The sequence below is a fragment of the Mycobacterium gallinarum genome (assembly GCF_010726765.1).
Taxonomy (GTDB): domain Bacteria; phylum Actinomycetota; class Actinomycetes; order Mycobacteriales; family Mycobacteriaceae; genus Mycobacterium; species Mycobacterium gallinarum.
In genome coordinates this window covers 3501472-3519773 of sequence record NZ_AP022601.1, presented here as the reverse complement: position 1 = coordinate 3519773, position 18302 = coordinate 3501472, and the positions used below count along the sequence as shown (strand labels likewise).

The window sequence follows — 18302 nt, the reverse complement described above, 5'->3', positions numbered from 1 at the left end:
ACCCACGTTAGCCGGGCCGGGGCGACCGCGGGCCGGAGCTCGCCGCTGCAGCCTCACGTGTTGCGCGATCGGGAAGGTCGGCACCGGCACGGCCGACGGTCAGCGCCGACGAGAGCGCCGCCGTCGAAACTACCGAGTTGAGCGCATCGAGACCGATGGCGCGCAGGTCGTGGCGTCTCTCGGCGCCCAGCAGATTCAACTCCCACAACGCATCGATCAGCCCGGTCATGAACGCATCGCCGGCGCCGACCGTGTCGACCACGTCGACCGGGAGGGCCGCGATCCGCGCCGTACCCGCGTCGCACATTGCGAAGGCGCCGCGATCGCCCATCGTCACCGCGACGATGGACGGGCCCAGGCTCAGCCAAGTCCGGGCGATCTGTTTGGCCGTGCGATGCGGGTCGATCCAGCGCAGGTCCTCATCGCTGGCCTTGACCACGTCGCACTTCTCGAGGAGCCGGTCGATGCGGCCCCGCGTGGCGTCACCGTCTTCGATCAGCGCCGGGCGCACGTTGGGATCGAAGGTGATCGTTGCCGACGGGTGGTAGGTGTCCAGTAGTGCCGCGGTGGCACGGCAGCCCGGCTCGTGCCAGCTCGCGATCGATCCCGTGTGCGCGACGAGCGGCGGTGTGACCTCCGGAGTGCCCGTAAGCTCCCAGTCGATGTCGAATGTGTACTGCGCCGAACCGTCTTCGTCGAGCGTGGCGACGGCGGTCGGGGTGTGGTCGGCGGACATACTGCCCGAGACCAGTTGTACTCCAGAGCTTTCCACGTACTCGGCGATGCGTCTTCCGCGCGCATCGTCGCCGATGTGGGTGAGGAAGTCGACTCCCCGGTCCAGCCGAGCCAACCCCACCGCCACGTTGAGCGGGCTACCCCCGACGTGCTCACCAGTCACCTGACCGTCTCGCTCGACGATGTCGATCAGCGCCTCGCCGATCACCAGCGCTCTCATCGCGAATCCTTGCGAAGCAAGGTCTCGAGCGTTGCCCGCGCCCCGTCGCGGTGCAGCGATTCCAGTGCCCATACATAGGCCTCGACGAACCGCGAATCGTTGGCGAGGTCGCCGAACACCTCGGCGTTCTCGATGAACGCAGTCGGGTTCTTTCGTTGTGACTTCGCCAGCGGGACAAGGGTATCGGCCAGTTGGTCCTGAACGTCGATCGGATCACCCTGCTCGTCCACGCCTTCGGCGTACCGCGCCCAGCTGGCCACGGTGGCGGCCGACAGCCGAATCGGTGCATCAGTTCTCAGATTCTCTCTGATCACCGGAAGCAGCCATTTGGGGATGCGGTCGGACGAGCCGTAGCACAGCCGCGCAATCGTGTCCTTGACACCAGGATTGGCGAACCGCTCGATCAGTGTTCGCTTGTAGTCCGGCAGGTCGATACCGGGCACCGGCTTCAGCGTCGGGGTGGCTTCCTCGTCCATGTAGTGCATCAGGAACTCGGCGAACAGCGGATCACCTGCGGCATCGTGCACCAGCCGGTATCCCGCCAGATATGCGAAGTAGCACAGACTTTGATGGCTGGCGTTGAGCAACCGCAGCTTCATCAACTCGTACGGTGTTACGTCGTCGACCATCAGCACATCGACCTTCTCCAACGGCGGGCGGCCATCGGAGAAATCGTCCTCGAGCACCCATGAGGTGAACGGTTCCGCGACCACTGGCCACCGGTCGTCGACGCCGAATTCGTCCTTGACGGTGGCGATCACGTCGGGTGTCGTGACCGGGGTGATGCGGTCCACCATCGAGTTGGGGAACGTGGTGTGCGCGGTGATCCATTCGCCGAGGCCGCGGTGGACACGGTCGGCGTAGGTGGTGAACGCATGCCGGGCCACGTCACCGTTGCCCTCGATGTTGTCGCACGACACGATCGTTGGTGAGGCGATGCCGCGGTCGCGCCGTCGTGCCAGCGCCTCGGCGACGAGACCGAATACGCTTTCGGGTCCCGCCCCGTCGATGTTGTAACCACCCTCGGTGATGGTCAGCGAGATGATGCGAGTGCTGGGTGCGGCGAGCAGCTCGATCACCGACTCGGGATCGTCGGGCGCGTACCGGTAGTCGATGATCGACCCGATCACCCGCGCAGTGCGGGTGCCGTCGGGGTTCTCGAGCAGCAGCGTGTACAGCCCGTCCTGTGCGGCCATCACGTCGGCCATCTTGCGGTCGGCCGCCATGACACCGACGCCGCAGATCCCCCAGTCTTTGGCGAGGCCCATCTCGAGGAGCCGGTCGATGTACATCGCCTGGTGGGCGCGATGGAAGCCGCCGACCCCGAAATGCACTATGCCCACGTTGATCTCGTCGCGATCATAGCTAGGCCTGCTGACTGTCATGACACGGTCACCACCGACTTGACGCTACCCGGCATCCGGTCTGAGTCCAGTGCCTCAGCGGCTTCCTCCAGGGGGAAGCGGGCGGTCACCATGGCATCGAGGTCGACGCGCCCGGATTGCACCAACGCGATCGCCGTCGGCCACGTGTTGGCGTACCGGAACACCCCCGTCAGCACCAGCTCACGATTCTGGATCAACTGCGTAGGCAGTTCCATGGACTCGGCGCCCGAACCGACGAGGACAATCCGTCCCGCGGGACGCACGGCGCGGATGCCGGCGGCGACGGCCGCCGCCGCACCGGACGCATCGATGAATGCGTCGACCGCCAGATCTTCATCGCTCCCGGCGGCGGGGTCGACGGTTGTCGTGGCGCCGAAGGTCAAGGCGCGGTCGCGACGGGTCGGGTCGGGATCACTGACGACGATCTCCGTTGCGCCATAGGCCTTGGCGAGCTGGGTCAGCACGATGCCGATGGGTCCGGCGCCTGCAATCAGCACCCGCGATCGGCCGTCGAGTTCGGCCTTGCGGATCGCGGCGATGCCGACGGACAACGGCTCACACAGGGCCGCGGCATCGTCGGACATCGAGTCCGGCACCGGGTGCGCGAACTCCGCACCGATGGTCACGTAGTCGCACAGCGCGCCGTCGACCGGCGGCGTGGCGAAGAACTGCATGTGCGGACACAGGTTGTAGTGACCGCGCCGCGTCTCATCGCTGTCGGGGTCGGGCCGCTGAGGTTCGATCGACACCCGTTGACCGATACGCGACGGGTCGACCGAATCGCCGACGCCGACGATGGTGCCCGCCGCCTCGTGCCCGAGGACCAGTGGCGCTTCCACGACGAAGCCACCCACCCGGCCATGCCGGTAGTAGTGCGTGTCCGAACCGCAGACACCCACCGATGAGACCTGTATCAGCACGTCACCGGCCTGCGGCGTCGGCACCGGGCGCTGCTGCATTTCGATCCGGCCCGGCTCGATGAGTACGGCGGCCCGCATTCGGGTATCGGACGAAAGTGTTGTGTGCGTCACAGTGAACATGTTAGCGTTATGAGCATCTACTCGCACCCCTGAGCAAATGCTCACGCGGTCGAGGGAAAGAGGGGCGCATCACGTGACCGCTTCGACGTCGAACGGCGAGGTCGCCAGGCCGGCTGCGCAGAGTCGTGCCGGGGCGCCCGAGGACCTTCGGCTCGCGCTGCGGGCGGCGACGCTGTACTACCTGGACGGCCTGACGCAGGCCGAGATCGCTGCCCGTCTCGGCGTCTCACGCCCGACCGCAGGTCGGTTGGTGGCCAGGGCGAAGGCCAAAGGCCTGGTACGCATCGAAGTCGTCGTACCGCCGGATCTGCGTGACAACCTGCACGCCGACGAGGAGCGCGAGCTCGAACGCTGCTTCGGCCTGACCGAGGCCGTGGTGGCCGGACACGGTGTCGACGTCGGATCGCCCGGACGTCCGGCCGCGTACGCGAGCGTGGGTCGCGCCGCGGCCGCGCTGTTGATGCGCCGGCTCTCGCCGGAGGATGTCCTCGGATTCACCTGGGGCCCAGAGCAGGTGGCGGTGGCCACCGGGCTGCTGCCCGGCGTTGCCAGCTGCCGGGCCGTGGTGCAGCTGGACGGCGCGATGTCCACCGCGGCCTACCAGACCGGTACCGAGCTGATCCTCAGCCGTTGCGCAGATATGTTGCGCGCCACTGCGATCCGGCTACCCGCCCCACTCTATGCTGATCCTTCTACCGTCGCCTCGATGCGCAGCGACTCGGTGATCTCGCGGACGCTCGAGGCGGGCAGGCGTGCCGACGTCATGGTGTTCGGCGTGGGCGCGGTTTCGACCTCCACGACGCTGTTCGAAGGCAGTTATCTGGACACCCGCATGCTCGACGAGCTGATCTCGCTGGGCGCGGTGGGGGAGATCGGCGGACGCTTCTTCGACGCCGACGGTGCGCCCGTGGACACCGAACTGCAGCAGCGCGCGGTCTCGGTTCCGCTCGAGGACATCCGCCGCTGTCAGAAGACGCTCCTGATCTCCAGCGGCGTCACCAAATATCCCGCCACGCTCGGTGCACTACGCGGAAATCTGGCCAGGCTACTGGTCTGTGACATCGATTGTGCCCGTTGGCTACTGGCCCAGGCATGATCCAGCGAAAGGTGATGTGATGGTGAAAGTGCTCAAGCGATGGGCCGCATTGACCGCCGTGGCGGGGTTGACGCTGACGGCGGTCGGCTGTTCCGGCGCGGGCAGCCTCGGCGCCTCCGACAACCAGGTGACGATCGCGCTGGTGTCCAATTCTCAGATGACGGATGCCCAACAGCTGTCGTCGGATTTCGAGAAGAAGAATCCGGGCACGAAGCTGAAGTTCGTCACGCTGTCGGAGAACCAGGCGCGCGCCAAGATCACCATGTCGGCCGCGATGGGCGGCAGCGAATTCGACGTGGTCATGATCAGCAACTTCGAAACCCCGCAATGGGCGCGCGACGGCTGGCTGGTGAACCTGTCGGACTACATCGAGAACACGCCGGGATACGACCCCGACGACTTCATCCCGTCGCTGCGGGAGTCGCTGTCGTATGAGGGCGACATGTACTCGGTGCCGTTCTATGGCGAGTCGTCGTTTCTGATGTACCGCAAGGATTTGTTCGAACAGGCCGGCATCGAGGTCAATCAGGACCCGAACTACCAGCCGCAGTGGCAAGAGGTCGCCGACTGGGCGAGAAAGTTGAAGACCGACGACCGAGCGGGGATATGCCTGCGCGGCAAGCCGGGTTGGGGTGAGGTGCTGGCACCACTGGACACCGTGATCAACACGTTCGGTGGCCGGTGGTTCGACGAGCAGTGGAACGCGCGGCTGGACAGCCCCGAGGTGAAGGAAGCTGTCAACTTCTATGTCGACACACTCAACAGCGCGGGCGAACTCGGAGCGTCGTCGACGGGATTCCAGGAGTGCGCCAACCTGTTCGGTCAGGGCCAGACGGCCATGTGGTACGACGCGACGTCGGCCGTTTCGGTACTCGAGGACCCAAAGTCCTATCCGGAACTGCAGGGCAAGATCGGTTACCTGCCCGCCCCCATCGTTGTCAAGCCGAACTCGGGGTGGCTCTACACCTGGTCGCTGGGAATTCCGAAGGGAGCGAAGAACCCCGACGGCGCGTGGAAGTTCATCTCATGGATGACCAGCAAGGAATACCTGAGAATGGTTGGCGAGAAACTCGGCTGGGCACGCGTGCCACCGGGTAGCAGGACGTCGACCTACACGGAATTGCCGGAATACGAGGCGATCTCGAAGGCATACGGCCCATTGACGTTGCAGTCGATCAGGAACGCGACGCCGAACGACCCGACGGTGAAACCTGTTCCGTACACCGGCGTGCAGTTCGTCGGGATCCCCGAGTTCCAGGATCTCGGGACGAGAGTGAGCCAGCAGATCAGCGCCGCAATCGCCGGACAGAAGTCGGTCGAAGACGCGCTCGCACAATCACAGGAATACGCCGAAGTCGTCGGCCGCACATATCAGGAGAAGTGATGACCGTTACCGCTGATGCCGCGGCCGAGGCCGACGAAAGGGCCGTGGCCGAAAGGGTTCGAAAAATTCGGGAGGCCCAAGACGTCGGCGTGAGCCGCGCCGAGGGCTGGCGGCGGCGCGGGCCGTTGCTTCCCGCCCTGATCTTCATGATCGCCGTCACGCAGATCCCGTTCTTGCTCACGCTCTACTACTCGACGCTGTCGTGGAACCTGGTGCGTCCCGGCTCACGGCAGTTCGTCGGCCTGCAGAACTACATCGCGGTCGCCAAGGACAGCCAGTTCTGGTCGGTCGCCTTCAATACCGTCATTCTCATCGTCGTGGTGGTATTGATCTCGGCGTTCTTCGGCCTGTTACTCGCGCTGCTCTTGGACCGGGCATTTCTCGGACGCGGTGTGGTCCGAACCCTTTTGATTACGCCGTTTCTCGTCACACCCGTTGCGGCAGCATTGATCTGGAAGACCACCATCCTCGACGCAACGAACGGCATCCTGAACTGGGTGCTGTCGCTGGTGGGCATAGGCCCGGTCGACTGGATAGGCCAGTTCCCCCTCACCATGGTGATGGTTGTCCTGATCTGGCAGTGGACGCCGTTCATGATGCTGTTGATCCTCGCCGGCCTCCAGTCGATGCCTCGCGACATCCTGGAGGCCGGTCGAGTCGACGGTGCGGGCGCGTTTCAACTCTTCCGCGAGTTGACGCTGTCCCACCTTCGACGCTTCATCGAGTTGGGCGTGGTGCTCGGCGCGATCTATCTGGTAAACACCTTCGACACCATCTACATGTTGACTCAGGGTGGTCCGGGTATCGCCAGTGCGAACCTGCCCTTCTACATCTATCAGCGCGCGTTCCTCGGCTTCGACATGGGTGAGGCCGCGGCGATGGGTGTGGTGGTAGTGATCTTCACGATCATCATCGCGAACTTCGCGCTTCGACTGATCTTCAAATCGTTCACCGGCAAGGAAGAGGCCGCATGATGACGACGACAATTGAGAAGGACACGGCCACCGCGACTTCGGCATCGTCAAAGAAGAAGTCCCGGAAGTTCAGCCCATGGGGTGTTTTGGCATGGATTGTTGGACTCGGCTTCTTCTTCCCGGTGTTCTGGATGGTGTTGACCGCCTTCAAATCCGAGGCCGATGCGGCGACGAGTCCGCCGAAGCTTTTCTTCACCCCTACGCTGGATCAATTCAAGGAGGTCTTCGAACAGGGTATCGGCCCGGCATTTCTGAACTCGCTGTTCGCCACCGGGATCTCGACGCTGTTGGTATTGCTACTCGGTGTCCCGGCCGCGTTCGCGCTGTCGCTGCGACCGGTGAAAAGGACGCAGGACGCACTGTTCTTCTTCATGAGCACCAAGATGCTGCCGATCGTCGCAGTGATCCTGCCGCTATACGTGATCGTGTCCAATATCGGCCTGCTGGACAACATCTGGGCATTGGTCATTCTCTACACCGCGATGAACCTGCCGATCGCGGTGTGGATGATGAGGTCGTTCTTCCTGGAGGTACCCGGTGAACTGCTCGAGGCAGCCAGCCTGGACGGCGCAAGCCTATGGCGGTCGGTGCGCGAGGTCATCTTGCCGCTCGTCTCACCAGGCATCGCCGCCACGGCGCTGATTTGCGTGATCTTCGCCTGGAACGAGTTCTTCTTCGCAGTGAACCTGACCGCGGTGAATGCCCAGACCATGCCGGTGTATCTGGTCGGCTTCATCGCCGGTCAGGGTCAGTACTGGGCCGTGTTGTCGGCGGCCGCAACCATGGCTGCGCTCCCCGTGATCCTGTGCGGGTGGCTCGCCCAGAACAAGCTAGTGCGCGGACTTTCGTTCGGTGCGATCAAGTAACCGTCAAAAGCAAACCAGGAGAAGACCAATGGCTTCTATAACCTACAAGAACGCGTCGTGCATCTACCCGGGCTCCGACAAGCTTGCGGTGGACTCGCTCAACCTCGACATCTCCGACGGCGAGTTCGTCGTGCTGGTCGGTCCGTCGGGTTCGGGCAAGAGCACCGCGCTGCGCATGCTCGCCGGACTCGAGGACATCGACGAGGGCCACATCGAGATCGGTGGCAAGAACATGGTCGGCGTGCCGTCCAAGGACCGCGACATCGCGATGGTGTTCCAGAACTACGCGCTGTATCCGAACAAGACCGTCGCCGAGAACATGGGTTTCGCGCTGAAGCTGCGCGGCGTGTCCGCCGAGGAGCGTCGCAAGAAGGTCGAGGAAGCGGCGAAGATCTTGGATCTGACCGAGTTCCTGGACCGCAAGCCGGCCAAGCTGTCCGGCGGTCAGCGGCAGCGCGTCGCGATGGGCCGCGCCATCGTGCGTGAGCCACAGGTCTTTTGCATGGACGAGCCGTTGTCGAATCTCGACGCCAAACTCCGGGTGCAAACGCGCACCCAGATCGCCGCGCTGCAAAGGCGTCTGGGTACCACCACCGTCTACGTCACGCACGATCAGGTCGAGGCGATGACGATGGGCGACCGGGTGGCCGTACTGCGGTTCGGCAAGCTGCAGCAGTTCGCCTCGCCGAACGAGCTGTATGACCGGCCGGCGAACGCCTTCGTCGCAGGCTTCATCGGTTCGCCCGCGATGAACCTCGTGACGCTGCCCGTCGCGCCCGAAGGCGTCAAGATCGGTGATTCGGTGCTGGCACTCGAGCGTGACGATCTGACCAAGCTGAGCGACGCGGGCCTGTCGGAGGTCACCTTCGGTATCCGGCCCGAGCAGCTCGAGATCTCCGAGTCGGACGGCGTCGAGGTCGTGGTCGACCTGGTCGAGGATCTCGGCAGTGAGGCGTATGTGTACACGCACGCAGGTTCGGGGGTGGAACTGGTCGCGCGGTGCAACCCACGCACCGCGCCCAGACTGGCCGACACGGTGCGACTGCGTAAGAACCCCGAAGGCGCGGTGCATCTGTTCCACCCCGAGTCGGGTGAGCGCCTGAATTAGCATGCCAGCGCCGGACTTCCGGCTCCGGACACCGACTCCCGGTCTGCTGGGGCTCCCGTGGGACCGGCCACTCCACGACTGGACGGTTCCCGACGTCCCGTTGCGCGACATCGCGGTGGGGCCCAGCCGTCACCTGGTGAAGTTCGTCGACGCCGATGGTGCGCTGTGGGCGGTCAAGGACATGCCGCCGCGGATCGCGGCCAAGGAGTACGACGTCCTGCGGCGGCTCGAGGAGATGGGCCTGCCCGCGGTGCGTCCCGCCGGTGTGGTGGTGCAGCCCGAATTCGACACCGCGATCCTGGTCACCCGCTACCTCGAAGGGTCTTGGCAATATCGCCGGCTGTTCATGCGGCTGCCGCCGGACCAACCGAAACACCGTGCGCGGCTGCTGGACGGAATGGCCGGCCTTCTGGTGGAACTGCACCGGCACGGTGTGTTCTGGGGTGACTGCTCGCTGGCGAACACATTGTTCTCCCGCGACGGTCAGCTGCTGCAGGCGTGGCTGGTCGACGCGGAAACCTCGGAAGTACACCCGAGTTTGAGTCGGGGGCAACGCGAGCACGACCTCGACATCATGGTCGAGAACGTCGCGATGGGAATGGTCGACCTGGCCGAGCGGCTTGGACAGACGGCACTGGAGGACGTGCTGATCTCCGAGGTTCAGGACACCAGGGCTCGCTACGACATGCTGTGGGACGCGTTGCACGCCGAGCCCGTCTTCGGGTTCACCGATCGTTACCGCGTCGAGGGGACGGTGCGGAAACTGAACGACCTCGGCTTCGCGGTCGACGAAGTGTCGCTGCAGCCGATCGAGGCGGGCAAGCTCAAACTCCGTGTCGCCGTGGGTGATCGGCGCTACCACGCGCAGCGTCTGCAGGAGCTCGCGGGACTCGATGTGGGCGAGGGTCAGGCCCAGATCTTGCTTGGCGATCTGCTCGCGTATCAGGCGCAGTTGTGCCGAGAGGCGGGCCACGACGTCGACGAGCGCACCGCGGCGAGGTTGTGGGTGATCGAAGTGTTGACCCCGTACGAGAGGCTGGCCCACGACGTCGTCGGCAACAAGGGCACCCCGATCCAGGCGTACTGCGATCTGCTCGAAGTCCGCTGGCTGCTGAGCGAGCGGGCGGGTCACGATGTGGGTACGAACGCGGCGCTCGCCGCGCTGCACGGGGACGTGATCCCCACTGACTCGGCGGCGAAGGTGGCTGTCGCCGAGACGCCGACGGAGCCGTTCGAGGTGCTGGCGATGGACGACGACTGAGCGACAATCGAGCGACATTCGAGCGACAATGTCGCTCGAATTCGACTGCACGACAACGCTTTAGGTTCTTAGAGGTCTCTTCGGATTTCTTCTAGAGTTTCCTTAGAGTTCGAACGTATGTTCGAGTCATGAGTGCGGAGGCGGTGCGGGAAGCGATCGCCGCCCTGCGTGCCGCGCACGATCATGTGGCCGCGCTGCCCATCGACGTGCTGACCAAGTCCGAACTGGTTGCTGCTCTTGATGAACTGGAAACGCTGTCGTGTCAGTTGCCGACCCAGGCCCACCGGATGTTGGCCCGCTTGCAGATCGAGGCGACGGCCAAGGAGATGGGCGCCAAGTCCTGGCGTCAGGTGTTGGCGACGCGATGGCGCCTCTCGACGTCGGAGGCGGGGCGTCGCCTCGATGAGGCGGCGCTGTTGGGACCGCGCCGCGCGTTGACCGGAGAGCCGCTGGATCCGGTGCTGCCGTGTGTTGCGCTCGCGCAGGCGCGCGGAATGATCAACGGCGAGCATGTCGAGGTGCTGCGGAAGGCGATGGACCGCATCCCGCCTGCGATCGACACCCTGACCCGCGCGCAGATCGAAGTCGATCTGGTCGGCCACGCGGTCGGATTGGGACCCAAGGAACTCAGGGATCAGGCCGAGCGCACCCTGTTCCTGCTGGACCAGGACGGCCCCGAACCCGACGATGCCGAACGCGCACGCCGCCGCGGCGTGTCAAAGGGGCCGCAGGGTTCGGACAAGATGACCCCGTTGAAAGGCAATCTCACCCCGGAGTTGGCGGCCACGCTGGAGGCGATCCACGCCAAGTGGGCCGCGCCGGGAATGTGCAATCCCGATGATGAGAGCCCCTGCATCTCGGGCACTGCGAGCCAAGCCCAGATCGACAACGATCATCGGACGCTTGCACAGCGTCAGCACGACGCGCTGCTGGCGGTCGGGCGCAGCGTGCTGGCCAGCGGGGTGCTGGGACAGCACAACGGGTTGCCGACCTCGATCATCATCCGCACCACCCTGCAGGACTTGGAGAGCCGCGCCGGGGTCGGCGTCAGCGGCGGCGGCACGGTGGTGCCGATCGGCGATGTGATCCGCATGGCCGCGCACGCGAATCAGTTTCTGGCGGTGTTCGACGAGGCGACTGGTTCGGCGTTGGATCTGTTTCGGGCTCGGCGGGTGGCGTCCCCGGCGCAGCGGCTGATGCTGATCGCCCGCGACGGGGGGTGCACGAAACCGGGGTGCACCGTCCCGGCGTATGGCAGCCAGGTTCATCACGCGGCCAAGGATTGGGCCGATGACGGGTTGACCAATGTCGATGAGCTCGGGTTGGCGTGCGGGCCGGATAACCGGATGGTCGGCGCGGGCGGGTGGACCACCCAGATGAACGAGGACCACGAGGTGCAATGGATCCCGCCCGCGCACTTGGACACCGGCCAAGCCCGCGTCAACGACTACCACCGCCCCGAACGGCTGCGCCCACCCAGCGACGAACCATTCAAGGAACCGGCAATACGGGCCGATGACACACCCTCAGACGATGTCCCACCATTCGAAAACCCGCCGTTCGACGATGAATGGCTCATCGGACCACCCGATTACGAACCGATCCTCAACCCACACGAACCCGGCGGCCCAGAACCCAACGCCGCCTGACGTCGGTCAGCCGACGACGGCCGGGTTGCCAGGGTCGAGGCCGCTCGGCAGGTTCGGGCTCAGACCGCTTCCGCTTCCGTGGGTGGCTTCTTGGTGAGCCATCGGCCGGCAGTTGTTGTCCATCGGCGTCTGATCGCCGGAGCAGTAGGGCAGCAGATCCTCGGGGTCGGCGGCCGCTTGCGGCGCTGAGAAGACGATGGCTGCGCCCGCGAGCAGGCACGCCGCGAAGATTCTCGTCATAGTCGCACGCTACCCGGGGTAATACCGTGGTGTGGTGGATCAGTTCGGTCGGGTGAAACTGACCAATCCGGACAAGGTGCTGTATCCCGCCACGGAGCTGCGGCCGAAGGCCGTCACAAAGCAAGAGGTCTTCGACTATTACGTCAACGTGGCCGAGGCGATGCTCCCGCACATCGCAGGCCGGGCCGTCACCCGTAAACGCTGGCCCAACGGGGTCAACGAGCCGGCATTCTTCGAAAAACAGCTCGCGTCCTCGGCGCCGGACTGGCTCGAACGGGGATCGATCAGCCACAAGTCAGGCACCACGACGTATCCGATCATCAACAGCGCCGAGGGGCTGGCGTGGATCGCCCAGCAGGCGTCGCTGGAAGTGCACGTGCCGCAATGGCGATTCGTCAGTACCTGGACCAGAGAGGAAGGCGCCGAGCAGACGCCGGGTCTGGCCACCCGGGTGGTCTTCGACCTGGATCCGGGCGACGGTGTCACGTTCCGGCAGCTGTGCGAGGTGGCGCACGAGGTGCGTGAGCTCATCACCGGCATCGGACTCACAACGTTCCCGTTGACCAGCGGCAGCAAGGGGTTGCATCTGTACGTGCCGCTGGAGAAGCCGATCAGCTCACACGGCGCTTCGGTGCTCGCCCGCCGCATCGCGGTGCAGCTGGAGAAGACGATGCCCAAGCGCGTGACGGCCACCATGACCAAGAGTCAGCGCAGCGGCAAGGTGTTCGTCGACTGGAGCCAGAACAACGGCAACAAGACGACCATCGCGCCGTACTCACTGCGCGGTCGCGACGAGCCCACCGTCGCCGCCCCGCGTACCTGGGATGAGATCGAGGACCCCGATCTGCGGCACCTCCGATTCGACGAGGTGCTCGAGCGGTTGGAACGTGACGGTGACCTGTTGGCCGAGATGGACGCCGACGCACCGGTGGCCGACGCGCTAAGCACCTATCGCAGCATGCGCGACGCGGGCAAGACACCCGAGCCGGTACCCAACATCTCGCCCACGCCGGGCAATGACGACTTCTTCGTGATCCAGGAACACCACGCCCGCCGACTGCACTACGACTTCCGGCTGGAGCGCAACGGCGTCCTCGTCAGCTGGGCAGTGCCGAAGAACCTGCCGGACAGCCCCGCGGTCAACCACCTCGCCGTGCACACCGAGGATCATCCGTTCGAATACGGCAGCTTCGAAGGTGAAATCCCGAAGGGTGAATACGGCGGCGGCAAGGTGATCATCTGGGACACCGGCACTTACGAGACCGAGAAATTCCGCGACCACTCGCCGGACGGCCCTGAAACGGGCGGCGAAGTCATCATCACGTTGCACGGCAAGAAGATCGACGGCCGCTACGCGCTGATCCAGACAAACGGCAAGAACTGGCTGGCGCATCGCATGAAGGAGCAGGCCAACCCGCAGGCCAGCGATTTGGCCCCAATGCTCGCGACAGAAGGCTCGATCGCGAAGATGACCACGGCGCAATGGGCCTTCGAGGGCAAATGGGACGGCTACCGCGTCCTGGTTGACGCCAACCACGGCAAGCTCAACGTGCGGTCGCGCCGAGGGCGTGACGTCACAGACGAGTATCCGCAATTCGCCGCGCTCGCAGCCGATCTCGCCGATCACCACGTGATCCTCGATGGTGAAGCCGTGGCTCTCGACGACTCGGGCGTGCCGAGTTTCGGCGAAATGCAGAACCGCGCGCGTTCGACGCGGGTCGAGTACTGGGCGTTTGACATCCTCTACCTCGACGGTCGCTCGCTGCTCAAGGCCAAGTACTCCGACCGCCGCCGCGTGCTGGAAGCGCTCGCCGAGGGCGGTGGTCTGATCGTGCCGGATCTGTTGCCCGGCGACGGCCCCGAGGCGCTGGAGTTCGCACGCAAGAAGCGTTGGGAGGGTGTGGTCGCCAAGAAGCGCGACGCTACCTATCAACCGGGACGACGGTCGTCGTCGTGGGTCAAGGACAAGATCTGGAACACCCAGGAAGTGGTGATCGGCGGCTGGCGCAAGGGCGAGGGCGGACGCTCCAGCGGCATCGGCGCATTGATGCTGGGCATCCCGGCCGAGGGCGGCCTGCAGTTCGTCGGCCGGGTCGGCACAGGGTTCACCGACAAGGCGCTGAAGCAACTCAAGGACATACTCAAGCCGCTCGAGACGGACGAATCACCCTTCAACGCACGCCTTTCCAAGATCGACGCCCGCGGCGTCACCTTCGTTCGGCCGGAACTGGTCGGCGAGGTGCGCTACAGCGAGCGGACCTCCGACGGCAGACTGCGGCAACCGAGCTGGCGAGGGCTGCGTACCGACAAGGAACCGTCTGACGTCGTCTGGGAGTAGGAGCCGCTGGTCGCGCGTACGCCGCGGCGCAGTCGACGTGACCGAGGTGTCGGCGCTGTCGGAGCGGACTCAGCGCTATCGCGCTTGGCGGCAGCTGATTTCCCGGCGATCACCGTTAGCCGACCGGACGCCGACAGGGCTGAAGTGCGGTGACTACTGGTCCGATTACCCCGGCGGTAGATGAAGTCAAGGACGCGTGGGCTCGCCGTGGACGTCGGAGCCGCAACGAAAGCGCAAATGCGGCGCTTGCGGGATCTTTGCTCGGTACCTTTAGCGAAGTATTCGCATTTCACGGAGGTCGAGAACACGATGAGCGGGATAGCGTCGGAACTGGCGGCCGCCGGGTTCGAAGACGCCATCGAAGTGGGCCGAGGCGGCAGCGGTGTCGTCTATCGCTGCTCCCAGAAGTCGCTCGGACGAAGTGTTGCCGTCAAGGTGCTGGCGTCTGATCTCGACGACTCCGATCGCGAGCGTTTCCTGCGCGAGGGTTACGCGATGGGAAGGCTCTCCGGGCACCCGAACATCGTGAACATCCTTCAGGTCGGCGTCACCGAGAGCGGCCGGCCGTTCATCGTAATGCCCTATCACGCAGTGGGTTCGCTTGCGGAGCGGCTGCGCCGCGAGGGCCGCATCGCGTGGCCCGAGGCACTGCGCATGGCGGTGAAACTGTGCGGCGCCCTCGAGACCGCCCACCGGGCGGGCACTTTACATCGCGACATCAAACCCGCGAACGTCCTCTTCAACGACTACGGCGAACCGCAACTCAGCGACTTCGGGACCGCGCGAATCGCCGGTGGATACAAGACGGTGACCGGATTCTTCACCGGCACCCTGTCCTACACCGCCCCCGAGGTGCTCGCCGGCAACCCGCCGACGGTCGCGGCCGACGTGTACTCCCTGGGCGCCACGATCTACGCGCTGATCGCCGGTGGGCCGCCGCACGAGCGCAAGGCCGAAGAGGATCTGATCGCGCACTACCTGCGCATCACCTCCACTCCCGTGCCAGACCTGCGACCGCACGGAATCCCCACCGATGTCTGCGCTGCGATCGAGAAGGCGATGTCCCGCGAGCCCACCGATCGGCAGGTATCGGTCGCCGAGCTCGGCCACGAACTGCAATTGGCGCAGCGTCACAACGGCTTGGCGGCGGATCCGATGGCGCTCAGTGAGCCCGGCGGTGAGCCCGAGCCGACGGGCGGCACCCAGGCGTTGCCGCTCTCGGGAGCGCCTCGCGAGCCCGAGCCGTCCCAATCCAAGACCGAGATTCCGGAATCCGCACCCAACCTGCCCGTGAGCCCGGAAAGCTCGGCGCCGCCGCTGGACCCGAACATGTTCGCGCACACCGCTTCGGTCAGCCAGGGCAGTATGCCCTGGCAGGTTCCGCCGACCCCGCCCACTCCGCCCGCCCCGCCTGCCGAGACGGCGTCGCAGCCCGGTCCCGAGCCGACGACGGACAAGAGAGATCCGAAGCGTCTCCTGATCACCGTCGGCGCGGCCGCCGTCGCGCTGCTCCTCGTCATCAGCGGCATCGTCATGTTCACCTCGCGCGACAAGGGCGAGGAACAGCAGGCGGCCCCGACCCGGCCCACCGTCGAAGCGCAACCGGAATGGGCACCGATCGCGGACGCGCGCGTCGCCCGCGATGCGGTGGCCGCCACCGAAGCCGACGGCACCATCTGGGTGTTCGGCGGTCAGGGAGCAGGCAACCAGGTGAGCGGAGCGCACGAGGGCTACGACCCTGCCCTCGACAGCTGGAAGGGCGGCGAGAATCTACCCGTTCCCGTCCAGCACGCGATGGCGGTGACGTGGGAGGACACCCCGGTGGTGCTCGGCGGATGGCGCACCGACGGCACCAATCGGGAGGTGGCGACCGACAAGGTGTGGCGGGTCGTCAACAGTCGCTGGATCGAGTTGCCGCCACTGCTGCAGCCGCGCGCGGCGGCAGCCGCCGGCGTCGTCGGCGACCTACTCGTGGTGACCGGCGGTGTGGACGCCGACGGGAAGCTGCTCAACACCACCGAGATCTACGACGGCACCGGCTGGAGACTCGGCGCCCCCATTCCGACGCCACGCCAGATGTCCGGTGCGGCGTCGGACGGCAAGCTCGTCTACGTCGTCGGCGGCTCCGACGACACCACAGACCTGACCGCCGTCGAAGCCTATGACCCCGTCACGGACAAGTGGGCGACCATGCCCGCACTTCCGCAGGGGCGCAGCGACTTTGGCGTGGCGATCGCCGACGCCCGGCTGATGGCCGTCGGCGGGATGTCGGATGGTGACGCCCTCAAGAGTGTGGCCGCGCTCGACCTCACCACGGCGACCTGGACCGCGCTCCCGGATCTGGGGACCGCGCGGCACGGGGCCGCGGTTGCCGCCGTGGGCAAGACCGTTTACGCGATCGGCGGGTCGACGGGTGCGTCGAACCAGATCACCGCGTCGGCCGAATCGTTGAAACTCGCACCACGCAAACCTCAACCGGCAGCGGAATGGCGGTTGTTGCCGGACGCGCCGACTGCACGACTGATGATGGCGTCAACCGTGCTCGACGGAAAGATCTTCGTTGCGGGCGGCATGTTGGGACACGCCGAAACGCTCGACACATTCGAGAGCTACGACCCCAAGACCGGCGACTGGGAGACGCTCCCTTCGTTACCCGTTCCGCTACACCACGCGACCGCGACGGCGTACCGCGGCGAGGTCGTCGTCATCGGAGGGGCCAGCGAAACCGTCACCGAGGCGTCGAACAAAGTGTTCGCCTTCCGCAACGGAAAGTGGGAGGAGCTGCCGAGCCTGCAGCATGCCCGGGCCGCGCCGTCGGCGGCGGTGGTCGACGACAAGATCGTGGTAGTCGGCGGACAGGACGACAAGAAGCTCGTCACGCAGACCGAGGTCTTCGATGGCGACTCTTGGACGACGGCTGCCGATATGCCAACGCCGCGTGAGCATTTGGCCGCCGTATCGGACGGCGTCTACGTGTATGCGGTCGGTGGCAGGTCGCTGAGTGCCGACGAGAACTCGGCCGCCTTCGAGCGCTTCGATCCGGAATCAGGAAGCTGGGAGAAGCTCACGGACATGCCGACTCCGCGCGGCAGCTACGGGGCCGCACTCATCGACGGCCGGATCATATCGGTCGGTGGGGAAGAACCGACACGGGTGCTCGCCACAGTCGAGATGTACGACATCTCCACCGGGAAGTGGACGACGCAGGCGCCGATCAACACGCCGGTGCACGGTCAGGTGGTGGCCGCCGTCGATACGACACTGTTCTGCATCGGCGGCGCCGACCGGCCCAGCCACGAAGGTCCGGTGGCGATCGTCGAGGCACTCGACTTCAACTAGCTCCCGCTGTCGCGCAGCTGCGCGATGGTGACGGCGCCGCGCCGGAGCGCCTCGTTGGCCAGCCGCACCCGGCGGTCACCCTCGGTGGGGATGGCGAACTTGTCGTAGAGGTTCTGCAGGTGCTGTTTGACTGCGGCCTCGGTGACGTACAGCTCGCCCGCCATCCGCCGGACCGACGCCGGCTCGGGAAACGGGTCCTCGGACACCAGCGGACGGCACAACACCATGAGCACGTCGACCTCCCGCCGGGTCAGCCGAGGCGGGAGCTGCGCGGCGTCGGGCACGATCGTCGCCTCGTCGACCGGCTCGCCGGATTGCCGTGCCTGCAGGTACACCAACCGGGACTTGCCGATGCGCACCTCGTCCCCGGGTCGCAGCACCTGTTCGAAGGCGATCTTCTCGCCGTTGACGAACGTGCCGTTGCGACTGCCCACGTCGCGGATCGACCACGCCGACCCGTGGTTCTCCAGGATTGCGTGCAGGCGAGAGACGGTGGGGTCGTGTTCGAGTGCCACCGCATTGGTCGCAGCCTTGCCCACCGTCACCCGGTTGCCGGTCAACGGGACCAACTCACGTCCCGTCGGCTTGAAGACTTCCAGATGGGAAGACATGCAGACCTCCTATAGGGGGCAATTTTCACCCACGGCAGGGGTCTGTGGTCTGCGAA

14 protein-coding genes are annotated in these 18302 nt (G+C 65.5%); 9 read left to right on the top strand and 5 right to left on the bottom strand.

Features of this window, described 5'->3' with window-relative positions:
* Window positions 1-7: 7 nt before the first annotated feature.
* From G6N42_RS17115 to G6N42_RS17105, 3 genes are read right to left on the bottom strand one after another with little or no spacing between them, the layout of a single operon-like run.
* Window positions 8-955, bottom strand: coding sequence for a carbohydrate kinase family protein (locus G6N42_RS17115; protein ID WP_163730663.1), 948 nt, complete (start codon window positions 953-955; stop codon window positions 8-10).
* A complete protein-coding gene (locus tag G6N42_RS17110; protein WP_163730662.1) occupies window positions 952-2340 on the bottom strand; it encodes a mannitol dehydrogenase family protein in 1389 nt (462 codons plus the stop codon). Before G6N42_RS17110 ends, G6N42_RS17115 begins: the two co-directional genes overlap by 4 nt.
* Window positions 2337-3338, bottom strand: a complete 1002-nt coding sequence (locus G6N42_RS17105; protein ID WP_163737704.1) for an NAD(P)-dependent alcohol dehydrogenase — start codon at window positions 3336-3338, stop codon at window positions 2337-2339. The genes G6N42_RS17110 and G6N42_RS17105 overlap by 4 nt, the downstream gene beginning before the upstream one ends.
* 115 nt (window positions 3339-3453) lie before the next feature.
* On the opposite strand from G6N42_RS17105, the gene G6N42_RS17100 reads away from it, so the two are divergent.
* The 7 genes from G6N42_RS17100 (at window position 3454) to G6N42_RS17070 (ending at window position 11718) form a co-directional block, all read left to right on the top strand.
* Entirely contained in the window at window positions 3454-4476 is a 1023-nt protein-coding gene (locus G6N42_RS17100; protein ID WP_174262098.1) for a sugar-binding transcriptional regulator, read from the top strand.
* Between the two features lie 19 nt (window positions 4477-4495).
* Complete coding sequence (locus G6N42_RS17095) at window positions 4496-5860, top strand: ABC transporter substrate-binding protein (RefSeq protein WP_163730661.1); 1365 nt, start codon at window positions 4496-4498, stop codon at window positions 5858-5860.
* The gene (locus G6N42_RS17090) at window positions 5860-6834 is read left to right on the top strand and encodes a carbohydrate ABC transporter permease (RefSeq protein ID WP_163730660.1); all 975 of its coding nucleotides are present in this window, start codon (window positions 5860-5862) and stop codon (window positions 6832-6834) included. Before G6N42_RS17095 ends, G6N42_RS17090 begins: the two co-directional genes overlap by 1 nt.
* Window positions 6834-7700, top strand: coding sequence for a carbohydrate ABC transporter permease (locus G6N42_RS17085; protein ID WP_163730659.1), 867 nt, complete (start codon window positions 6834-6836; stop codon window positions 7698-7700). The genes G6N42_RS17090 and G6N42_RS17085 overlap by 1 nt, the downstream gene beginning before the upstream one ends.
* Before the next feature lie 28 nt (window positions 7701-7728).
* Complete coding sequence (locus tag G6N42_RS17080) at window positions 7729-8808, top strand: ABC transporter ATP-binding protein (RefSeq protein WP_163730658.1); 1080 nt, start codon at window positions 7729-7731, stop codon at window positions 8806-8808.
* Between the two features lies 1 nt (window position 8809).
* Window positions 8810-10069 carry a DUF4032 domain-containing protein gene (locus tag G6N42_RS17075; RefSeq protein WP_163730657.1) on the top strand — a complete coding sequence of 420 codons (1260 nt, stop codon included), beginning with the start codon at window positions 8810-8812 and terminating at the stop codon, window positions 10067-10069.
* Between the two features lie 128 nt (window positions 10070-10197).
* Window positions 10198-11718 carry an HNH endonuclease signature motif containing protein gene (locus tag G6N42_RS17070; RefSeq protein WP_163730656.1) on the top strand — a complete coding sequence of 507 codons (1521 nt, stop codon included), beginning with the start codon at window positions 10198-10200 and terminating at the stop codon, window positions 11716-11718.
* A gap of 6 nt (window positions 11719-11724) precedes the next feature.
* Here G6N42_RS17070 and G6N42_RS17065 read toward each other — a convergent pair whose 3' ends face one another.
* The gene (locus G6N42_RS17065; RefSeq protein ID WP_163730655.1) at window positions 11725-11958 is read right to left on the bottom strand and encodes a hypothetical protein; all 234 of its coding nucleotides are present in this window, start codon (window positions 11956-11958) and stop codon (window positions 11725-11727) included.
* A 31-nt stretch (window positions 11959-11989) separates the two neighbouring features.
* Between G6N42_RS17065 and G6N42_RS17060 the strand changes: the two genes are divergently transcribed.
* Both G6N42_RS17060 and G6N42_RS17055 read left to right on the top strand, forming a co-directional pair.
* A complete protein-coding gene (locus G6N42_RS17060) occupies window positions 11990-14296 on the top strand; it encodes an ATP-dependent DNA ligase (protein WP_163730654.1) in 2307 nt (768 codons plus the stop codon).
* A 309-nt stretch (window positions 14297-14605) separates the two neighbouring features.
* Window positions 14606-17635, top strand: a complete 3030-nt coding sequence (locus tag G6N42_RS17055) for a serine/threonine-protein kinase (RefSeq protein WP_163730653.1) — start codon at window positions 14606-14608, stop codon at window positions 17633-17635.
* On the opposite strand, the gene G6N42_RS17050 is transcribed toward G6N42_RS17055, so the two are convergent.
* On the bottom strand, window positions 17632-18246 hold the full coding sequence (locus G6N42_RS17050) for an FHA domain-containing protein (protein WP_163730652.1): 615 nt from the start codon (window positions 18244-18246) through the stop codon (window positions 17632-17634). The two genes, G6N42_RS17055 and G6N42_RS17050, sit on opposite strands and share 4 nt — an antisense overlap.
* Between the last annotated feature and the right edge of the window lie 56 nt (window positions 18247-18302).